Consider the following 9,390-nt stretch of genomic DNA (forward strand, 5'->3'; position numbering starts at 1 on the left):
GCGAGCGACTCGCGCATCTCGCCTCTCTCCTCTCCCGCATGCGCGGGAGAGGAATCGGGGGTGAGGGCTTACTTGACGACCTTGCCACCCGCATCGGTACATTCCTTGGCGCTGGCCTTGACCAGCCAGCCCTGGCCCTTGCAGGCATTCATCCCCTTGCATTCGCTCTTGGCCGTCTTGCAATCGGAACTGCCCTTGCAGGAATTGACACCGGCGCAATGAACCTGGGCGCCTTCAGCGGCGCTGACCGTCGGCGCGACGAGGGTTCCCGCAGCGAAGAGGGCTGCCGCAGCGGCAGCAAGAGCGACTCCAGACAATTGATGTGACATCTCGTATCTCCTTCAGTGTGGGGTAGGTAAGGTCAAAGCTGACGGACTGCAACCGCTTCTCTGACACAGCTTAGACGCATCAAAGCCGAAATTACTTACAGCGAAACGCAGAAATCCGCATTGGCGGGCAAAATTTTCTTCCTGCCCGGGGAAATCAGACAGCCGAATCCTCGACGGGGAGCAGAGTCGCCATGACCGGCACGAGGGAAGGACAAACGATATAATCCGCGCCATGGCAGTGCACCCCTTGCTCTTGCAGCAGTTCCCGCTCCTGAAATCGCTTCCTGCGGATGTCCTGGAGCGACTCGCCGGCCAGGCCAGCAGCCAGAGCTTCGCCAAACGAGAGGTCGTGCTGCCGAAATCCACTGCCCCCCGTCACCTCTGCCTGCTGGTCAATGGGCGCCTGCAAGCGATCGATTTCACCCTGGACGGGAGGGAGGTCGGCCTTTATTTCATCGATCCAGGCGACTACTTTGCCGAGTTGGCTCTTATCGACGGCCAGCCGCAGCCGGAACTGGTGATCTCCAACAGCGTCTCGCAAGTGGTGTTCGTACCCGCCGCCGAGGTCCGGCCCCTGCTCTTCTCGACGCCAGCGATGGCCGAGGCGCTGTGCCGCCGGCTGGCGCAAAGGGTTCGCGTCCAGGTCACCCATCGCCAGATTCTCGGCTTGACCAATCCCCTGCAGCGCATTTGCGCGCATCTCGAACTCCTGACTTTGGGCGGCGATGGTCAGCGACGTATCGTCAAGGCACCGACGCACCAGGAAATCGCCATCATGGTCAGTCTGACTCGTGAAACGGTCACGCGCACGTTTCAGGTGCTGCAAACCAGGGGGGTGCTAACTCGCGACGGTGAGGACTTGGTGGTGGATTCCGCCCGTATGTCTGACCTGGCCAGCGGAGGCACCAGCGACTGACGCCCAGGCAAATTCCACTCAGTTATAGAAATATCCGCCATCGCTTATTTGCGGCGATGACCAGAGGTGAACTGAGGAGCGACAGTACCACGGCTGCCAGCGTGAGCGGGGTTGCCGCCTGCAGGCCAAGGCCCGGAAGCAGCAACAGGAACAGCGGGTGGATGAAGTAGATGACCGTGGAAATTTCGCCCAGCGTCGCACTTTGGCTGATAGTCCTGCCGCTCGCTGCAAGGACGAATATCGCCAGGCAGACCACCGGAAGGGAGACAAGCAGATCAAAGCCTTCTCCAATCGGCAAGCCCAGCGCCACATTCATTGAATATTCAGCCGCCAAAAGAAGTCCGCCCAGCGAAAGAAGGCAGAGCTTCCAATAGAGTGACATTTCGCTCGGAAGCCTTTTCTTTGCCGCCAGATAACCCATGCCGAACATCGGGAATCCGAAAAAGGCAAAGTTCCGGTAGGTCGGAATTTCATTTGCCACGACGTCAAGGCGAGTGTCCGGGAACCAATGATAGTTTCCCGAGTACTGCAACAGCAAGCCAAACGCATATGCCGTGGCCAGCAGCGCCGCCAGCACTACGGTTTTGGCATTTTTCAGGGGGAGAATGCAAAGCGCCGCAAGAAACGTTGCTGGCAGATACCAGAGATGGGCGTAACCAATGAGCAGGGTGAACGCCAAGGATCTGGCGGCGGGTAGCAGGCCGGGCTCTGTTGGCCAGAAAAAGCCAGAGTAAACGAGCGACCAGGTGAGATAAAAGACCGATACCTTGCCCAGCCAGGTGATCACCGCAGACCTGCGATCAACGATGCTCGCGAAATAATACCCGTTAATCATGAAGAAGATCGGCACCGCCATCCTGAACAAGTAGTTCTCAAGAAAATACCCGACATGGACATCAATATCGCTCAGAAACCGGCCATGCAAGCCAACGACCATCAAGGCCAGAAGTATCTTCAGCGAATCGAGGATGGCATTGCGTTGCATCCGGAGAAGCGGCCTCCCGCGTTCAACGTCCCCCCGACCAGCAAGCTCGGACGGCCCAGCGCAGACCATCCCGGGCGCGCAATAGTGGATGGCTGGCAAGTTCGATACATTCCCGCAGCAGAAATACGATGCGGGCGTCAGCACGGGAATGGTCGGGAACGGGCAGTAGATCGGGATACCAGGACCAGCCCTGCCAAGCCCATGGCGCTACAGCCAACTGCCGTTCCAGGAAATGAAAATAGGCACGGGCAGTGCATTCCAGGTCCTCGATAGGCCCAGCGTCCTCCAGGATGAGCCGGTAGCCACCGACGAGGTCCGGATAGAACAGCACGAAGTAGGCTGGAACCTCCGCCTGCTGGGCCAGCTTCATGACTCCGGTGCCGATGCCGATCTGGCGGCCCATGATCGCCACCGGGGGGATGGCGCTGTCCGGCACGGGATTGTCGCATAGCGCCAACACGGTCTGCCCGGCAGCAAATGCGGCGCGAACGCCGGCGACGAGACTGCGCATTTCATCGGTGAACAGGTAACGTCCACCAGAGAACTTCGCCTCGCTATCGCCATTGATGATGCGCATGTAAGGTCCGGTGTAGGGAGCAAAAGGAGAGTTTTTCTCGGTGGCGGCGACCGGAAACAGAGGTATTCCGCATTGCCCGAGGGTCAAAGCCAAGGTGTTCTGGTGAAAGGTGTGGAAAGTGAGCACCAAGCCTCCTTCCCGCTGCATCCGGGCCAGAACGTCCGGCTGGTCAACTGCCACTCGCCGCCTGACCCACTCCGGGCTCATGCTCTTGTAGGCAAAAATGTCCGTCGCGAAAAGCCCGTCGCTCGCCTTCCACAGCCCGAACAGGCGCTGGGCTTCCGCCAGGTTCAGGCCGAGCCCGAGACGAAAAGCCACCAGCAGCTTCGTCCGTTCCCGCCGCTGAGGGCTGAAAGAGCGCCCGAGCAGGCGCGCCAGGCGTAGCCGCGCGCGCGCTGGCAGCGGCAGACGCGAAAGCAGGTGAGCCAGTTGGAAAAAGCGCCGGCTATCAAGGGCCAGGCGCAACTGCGCCGGACTCACGGCAGGCTCTGCCAGCGGTGCGGCAGCGACACCAGCCCCTGCTCGAGATGGTCCTGTTCGACAGTGAGCGTTGCCATGTGCTCGAGGCCTTCGTACACATGGATACCCCGTTCGCACATCAGGTAGGCTGATATGGTGTACTTGCCCTTGAGCAGCGGCAGGTTCGGGTAGGTCAGCGTCGCCACACCATCCCCATCAGCGCGACGTGTCAGCGCCACGCCATCCATCCAGTTGCCGGTGCTGGTCAGGATGCGACCGTCTGCGGGGTAGATGGCCACCGCCAGATTGGGCATCGGCAGCGCCGGGTCGGAATGGTATTCCAGCTTGATCTCCAACTGACTGTGGCCGCTGCGAGCGTTCAGATCGAGTCCCTCGACGCCGTCGCAGCTCACCGTGATGGCGCTGAATGCCGCATGCCCTCGCACGCCGATTCCCAGCGCCGCTGCGGAGGGGTTCGCCGTGTCGGCATGAATCTGCGTGTTCAGCCACGAATCATATTCGGCGATCACGCCGGAGGAAGGGCCGGAGGCCCGGACCTCGCCCTTGTGCAGCCACAGCGCCTTGTTGCACAGTGCTTCGACCTGGAACAGCGAGTGCGAGCAGAAGAGAATCGTCACGCCGCGCTCGCGCAAGGCCATGATGCGATCGAAAGACTTGCGGGCAAATTGCCCGTCACCGACAGCGATCGCTTCGTCGATCACCAGGATGTCGGGTTCGATGCTCGCGGCGATGGCAAAGGCCAGCCGAACGTACATGCCACTCGAATAGGTGCGTACCGGTTGGTCGATGAAATCGCCAATGTCAGCAAAGCTAATGATGGCTGCCAGCCGTTCGATGATTTCCTCGCGACCCAGACCGAGAACCGAAGCATTGAGGAAAATGTTCTCGCGGCCGGTAAAGTCCATGCTGAAACCAGCGCCGAGTTCAAGCAGCGGCGCGATGCGCCCGCTGATGTCGATCGTCCCGGTGCTCGCCGTCAACGTTCCGCAGATGAGCTGCAGAAGCGTCGATTTGCCGGCGCCGTTCGGGCCGATCACGCCCACCGATTCGCCGCGGGCAATGTCCAGATCGACGCCGCGCAAGGCGTGGAAAACCTGCACCCCGGCCGGATTGGGCCGGATCATCTGCCACAGGCGAGCGCGCGGGCTGCCATAGATCTGATAGGACTTGCCCAGGTTGCGGGCGGCGATCGCCAGTGTGGACAAGGGCTCAGACGACATCGGCGAACCCGCTGCGCAGCCGCCGGAAAACGCTTGCCCCAAAGATGGCCAAAAGGATGCAGGCGCCCATTTCGACGAGCCACGGACCCATGTCGGGCCATTGGCCGGAGAAGATCGCCGCCCGACTCTGTTCGATGATCAGGGCCAGTGGATTCAGGTAGGCAAACCCCCGCACTCTTTCCGGCAGGGCGCTGATCGGGTAGAAGACCGGGCTGAGAAACTGCAGCAGTGCGACGGCAAGGCCGAGCACCTGCCCGAGGTCACGCAGATAGACGCCCACGGCCGACAGCAGCCAACCCAGCCCAAGCAACAGCGGCAGCAGCGGCAGCCAGATCAGCGGCAGCGCCAGCCAGGCCGGGGCGAGCGGGATGCCCATCGCCAGGCAGACGCACATGAGTAGCGCCAACGCCAGCAGGGCCTGAAAAAGCGCCGCAATCAGGCTGACCCAACTCAGAATTTCGGTCGGGAAACGCACTTTCTTCACCAGGTTGGGCTGTTCGAGAATGAGGCTCGGCGCGCGCAGGACGCATTCCGAAAACAGGCCGAAAACGACCATCCCAGCAAACAGGCGCAGCCCAAAATCGACGCTGCCGGTGCTGCCTACCCAGTTCATTCTGAAGACATAGCGAAAAACAAAGGTATAGACGGTGATCTGCAGCAGCGGATTGATGAAGGTCCAGCCAATGCCGAGCAGCGAACCGCGGTAACGGGCTTCCACCTGTCTTTGCACGAACTGGCGCAGCAGCCAAGTCTGTCGCCAGGGAAAAAGGTACGAGACGATCGAGTCGGGAGGAAGCATGCCGGCATTGTACCAAACACCGCCGGCCGAGAGCGGCAGATCGCCTTCTGCCCTTTTGAGTTGACCCTGGGAGGCCCAACAGCGTCGAGCAAGCGGATAGTCCGGGGCCGCCGGTCACGATCGATGCGGGAATCCAGGGCCAGCGCGGCCCGGCCGAAGTTGGCACGCAGGAAACGGCGATCAGTGCCGTCGATTATTGGGCTTCGCACGCTCAGCCCAAGCTACGGGCTGGCCGTTGTCGGCCGACCCTTCAGGCGATAGCCAATGCCCGCAGGATCGGTAGCCGTTTTTCGGCGAAAAGCGTCGCCTGAGCTGTGAGTTCAGCCACGTTTTCTTCGAGCGTTTCCAATGGCTTCCCTTCCTTGAGTAGACGTTGTCCTTGGTCCGCCAGCAGGCTCCAGGCGAAGGCAGCCCATTCAGCAGGATGCTGCCTCCCCTCGCTGCGGGCCAGCAGGAACAGTTGATCAAAGCGCCCGACGGCATAGCCACCCCCGCTGACCGGACTCGCAAGACAGGAGATCTCACCGCCACCTCGTGCTTGCTGGAGCAGATGACGGTTGAGGCGGTCAGTCGCTTTTCTGGCCATGCTATGCTCATCCTGGACCATAATGAGGTGTCCGGCCCCGACGAGGACAATGACCGCCTGGCAAACCTGGGCAAAGGTAGTACCTTTCCCGTTCACTGCGTCAAAAATCTGCTGCAAGGTCTGCGGACGGTGGTCTGCGAGCCGGTCGATAATGGGCGCATAAATGGGCTCGCTCAGTTCTGCCTCGCCCAAAGCGCCAGCCACTTTCAGCGGGACGTCCGTCCGATGGTTGACCAGGAGTACCCTGACGGCGCGCATCGCCTCGGATTGCGCGAGGGGGTTCAGACGACGTGCGCCCTTGACCCAGTAATCGCGCCGAAATTGCTGGTTGACCATGAAGTCGCGCACCGTCTCGCGAAATACGGCATCCGGGATCTCGTTGAGGAAAGCATGCTGCTCAGCGGTCACGTTCAGTACCGGGAGATGGTCCAGGTAAAAGGCGGAGCAGGCGTAGCTGAGCTTGGCAGGCACGAGCCATTCGGCCATGGTCGAGAAATGCATCGGGAGCCAGTCCCGGTTGAAATACTCGTGGGCCACGTAATGGCGATTCTGGTCCTTCAGACGCTTCACGCGATCGACTACCGCCGGATTGGCGCGGATGTAGCTCGGATCGGTGGCCAGGAGTTTTTCTGCAAAGTCTACCGCGCCGTCGATCCGGTGGATGATGCCGCTTCCTTCGGAACCGATGACTGCGGAGTGCCTGGTGAGCAAGTGGCGCATGGGCGCAAAAGCCGCCCACCCGGGCTGGGTATTGTAGCCGATATAGAGCACGCCCCCCACTTTGAGCTTGCGGCGGACGAAGTCGACAATGATGTGGCGATTCTGATCCGAGATCCAGCTCCAGATTCCGTGCAGGCCGATGAAATCGAAGTCTGGCAGATCAGCGCGAGTGCAGAATTCGTCGAAGGCCTGGTCGAAGAGCTGGGCGCCAGAGCCGGACGCCTCGGCCAGTTCCTGCGCAAAGCCTGCTTGTGCCGGACTGAAATCAGTGCCGTACCAGCGCGTCACAGAAGCGGCGGCATGTACATTGGCGCTCAAACCCTGGCCAAAGCCAAGTTCGCAGGCGGTCCCGAATTCAGGAAAGTGCAGTCCGGCAGTGAGAAAAGCGAGCTTGACTCGCCATGGGTTGAGTTCAGGGTAATAGCCGTAGGTGTAGCCGATATCGGCCACGTAGCCGGCAGTCCAGTCGCTCATGAGCACTCCTTATATTAATAGGGTCTGACCCCTTATTGCATTCCTGTGCGCGAGTCACTGCGCGCGATCGGAAATTCCCAGTGCCCATCGATCATCCAACCCATGCCTGTGCCACTGGCGCACGGCAGCTCCAGCATCCTTGTCGCCCGCCTGCCGGTCTACCAAAGGCTGCAAAGCCTGCAGCAAACGCTGCGTGCTGAGGTTCAATGGGTGGCGTGTGCGCCCCACACGCAGCGCCCGTGCGGCCAGTTCGGCGTATTGCGCTTCGTCGTCATATAGCACTTCAATGCGCTGCAACAGCGGCTCCAGCGCTTCGTCGGGCGGTACGCCGGTGTAGGGCTCTTCATAGTAGCCCGCACCGAGCTTGAGGATGATGCCGCCGTCTTGCACCATCTCGGGCATACCACCCCGGTCGGTGCAAATGGCGGGTATACCGTTGAGCATGGCCTCGGCCAAAACCCGGCCCGAACTCTCCCACCATAGACTGGGAGCCACCAGTAGACGTGCCCGGCCATACACCGGCCGCATGTCATTGGTGTTGGGAGTGGCCACCACGTTGGTCAGCATCTCACGCGGCTGGCCCATGGCGGCTGAAACGGAGCGCAGGATGTCGCTCCACTTGCCGCGCGACTCCACCACTTCAAATACGATGTCAGGGCGGCGCTTCTCCAGCAGCATGGCTAGCCTGATGACCACGGCCACACCCTTTGCAAGTATGGGATTGATAAACAAAATGCGTTCCCGGGTGTGCTCTGACGCAAGCACCCGCGCCGGGTCAATAAATGCCCCCACAGGCCTTGGCGCAACACCCAGGCGACGGGTATACATATCCGCCGTAGCCTGCGAATCAGTCAGGACCAGGTCAACATCACGGCACCAGCGCGCTTGCGTGTAATTGCCGTTAGCCAAGTAAAACACCGCAGGAATTTCCCTTGCCCGCGCTTCACATGCGATGAGCAAATCAAACGGCTGCCCGCCGTAATAAAACACTACGTCGGGCTTGCACGTCGCCAAGGCCTGCTGGTAGAGCGAAAACCACGCCCACTCCTCGAACGAGGTCATTTGCTCACGCCGGGTGCTGGTGGTCGCAAAAAGCTTGTGCTCCAGCGCGCCGTCTTTCAGTGACACCAAGCCACCTCGGCTGGCCTGCACATCAGCCCATGCGCCCTGCAGACCCGCCGTGCCCCTATCATGATCAAACACCGTTGCACCCAGGATGGAGACGTCATACCCGCGGTGCGCGAGTTGACGCAACATTTCCCGCACCGCGATGGAGGCGCCGCTGGAGGTATCCAACAGGCAATACACACTGGCCCACAGCAGGCGCGGTTTGCGCAAGTTCAGAGAGGATACTTGTATGCCATTAGCATTCATACGGGACCCGCACGCCTGGTTCATTAAAAAAATGCATCTCTTGAACCACTGAGGCAAGATGTCATCGCGCCATATGGCTTATCACTGTCGTTGATCGCAACGACTGTCAATGGGGTCTGACCCCTTTTGCACCCTGTCGCACCCTTTTACGCAGACCCCTTTTTACGCACCTGAGCATCAAGCCGATCTAGAATCGACAGGGCTTGGCTAACGTCACCTGTAGCCGCCAGTGTTCGGAAATGATTTTCAGTGTCCCACGCCGCCAAAGCATAAGCACTTAGCTCTTCTACTAGCTTGTTCATGCTAAGCCCCCGGCTACGCGCCAGGGATCTAAGCCTCTCGGTGGTGTCGTCCGGAAGCCTAATCGTCAAGGTACTCATCTCCATTCCTCCATACATTGCGCAGGTGTTAATACGCGCAGACTACCGAGCCATAATTCGCCTCGTCCTACATCGCGTACATTATGCGTAACGATCACCTCAGCTCCGCCTGCCAGGGCAAGTTCGATCAGGTGATTGTCTGCCTCGTCAGGCAAGTTAGGGCGCCAGCCGTAATAGACCGTCACCCATCGCCCAAGCTTGGCCAACGCAGCCAACACTTGTAATCGCTCGGCGGGTGTTGTGGCGTCACCCCAAACCGGCCGTCCAAGCAAGTCCTGATATTCCAGCCATAGTGCATTACCGAACATCGGTTGGACACCTCCCGCCAACGCCCGGCGCAATACCTCACGTGACGCCCCCCCTGCGGAACGTAAGCCAGCAACAAAAACGTTGGTGTCGATAACAATCGGAATCATAGTGACAGCATATACGCTGTCACCTAATTTTGCAACTGCTGTCGGACGCCGGGAAGATCAAATTCTGGAAGGCAGCGCAATGGAAAAACCCCGCCTCCTTGTGAGAGACGGGGTCTTGAGCTTAGTGTGGTGTC

General features: G+C 60.1%; 10 protein-coding genes. 1 reads left to right on the forward strand and 9 read right to left on the reverse strand.

Annotation, left to right across the window (positions count from 1 at the left end):
• Positions 1 to 68: 68 nt before the first annotated feature.
• The gene (gene bufA2 / locus ACCAA_RS12125; protein ID WP_186407510.1) at positions 69 to 329 is read right to left on the reverse strand and encodes a BufA2 family periplasmic bufferin-type metallophore; all 261 of its coding nucleotides are present in this window, start codon (positions 327 to 329) and stop codon (positions 69 to 71) included.
• A 232-nt stretch (positions 330 to 561) separates the two neighbouring features.
• On the opposite strand from bufA2, the gene ACCAA_RS12130 reads away from it, so the two are divergent.
• Positions 562 to 1,245 carry a Crp/Fnr family transcriptional regulator gene (locus ACCAA_RS12130; RefSeq protein WP_186407511.1) on the forward strand — a complete coding sequence of 228 codons (684 nt, stop codon included), beginning with the start codon at positions 562 to 564 and terminating at the stop codon, positions 1,243 to 1,245.
• 22 nt (positions 1,246 to 1,267) lie between these two features.
• Here the strand turns inward: ACCAA_RS12130 and ACCAA_RS12135 are convergent, their stop codons facing one another.
• The 8 genes from ACCAA_RS12135 to ACCAA_RS12170 all read right to left on the reverse strand — a co-directional run bounded on the left by ACCAA_RS12135 (position 1,268) and on the right by ACCAA_RS12170 (position 9,256).
• On the reverse strand, positions 1,268 to 2,230 hold the full coding sequence (locus ACCAA_RS12135) for an acyltransferase family protein (RefSeq protein WP_186407512.1): 963 nt from the start codon (positions 2,228 to 2,230) through the stop codon (positions 1,268 to 1,270).
• A 22-nt stretch (positions 2,231 to 2,252) separates the two neighbouring features.
• Positions 2,253 to 3,287 carry a hypothetical protein gene (locus ACCAA_RS12140; protein WP_186407513.1) on the reverse strand — a complete coding sequence of 345 codons (1,035 nt, stop codon included), beginning with the start codon at positions 3,285 to 3,287 and terminating at the stop codon, positions 2,253 to 2,255.
• A complete protein-coding gene (locus ACCAA_RS12145; protein ID WP_186407514.1) occupies positions 3,284 to 4,507 on the reverse strand; it encodes an ABC transporter ATP-binding protein in 1,224 nt (407 codons plus the stop codon). The genes ACCAA_RS12140 and ACCAA_RS12145 overlap by 4 nt, the downstream gene beginning before the upstream one ends.
• Complete coding sequence (locus tag ACCAA_RS12150; protein ID WP_186407515.1) at positions 4,497 to 5,306, reverse strand: ABC transporter permease; 810 nt, start codon at positions 5,304 to 5,306, stop codon at positions 4,497 to 4,499. The genes ACCAA_RS12145 and ACCAA_RS12150 overlap by 11 nt, the downstream gene beginning before the upstream one ends.
• A 250-nt stretch (positions 5,307 to 5,556) precedes the next feature.
• Complete coding sequence (locus ACCAA_RS12155) at positions 5,557 to 7,086, reverse strand: class I SAM-dependent methyltransferase (RefSeq protein WP_186407516.1); 1,530 nt, start codon at positions 7,084 to 7,086, stop codon at positions 5,557 to 5,559.
• A gap of 54 nt (positions 7,087 to 7,140) precedes the next feature.
• A complete protein-coding gene (locus tag ACCAA_RS12160; RefSeq protein WP_186407517.1) occupies positions 7,141 to 8,460 on the reverse strand; it encodes a glycosyltransferase in 1,320 nt (439 codons plus the stop codon).
• A gap of 146 nt (positions 8,461 to 8,606) precedes the next feature.
• Positions 8,607 to 8,840 carry a ribbon-helix-helix protein, CopG family gene (locus ACCAA_RS12165; protein ID WP_186407518.1) on the reverse strand — a complete coding sequence of 78 codons (234 nt, stop codon included), beginning with the start codon at positions 8,838 to 8,840 and terminating at the stop codon, positions 8,607 to 8,609.
• Entirely contained in the window at positions 8,837 to 9,256 is a 420-nt protein-coding gene (locus ACCAA_RS12170; RefSeq protein ID WP_186407519.1) for a PIN domain-containing protein, read from the reverse strand. Before ACCAA_RS12170 ends, ACCAA_RS12165 begins: the two co-directional genes overlap by 4 nt.
• Positions 9,257 to 9,390 lie beyond the last annotated feature (134 nt).

This window comes from Candidatus Accumulibacter aalborgensis, assembly GCF_900089955.1.
GTDB classification, from domain to species: Bacteria; Pseudomonadota; Gammaproteobacteria; order Burkholderiales; family Rhodocyclaceae; genus Accumulibacter; species Accumulibacter aalborgensis.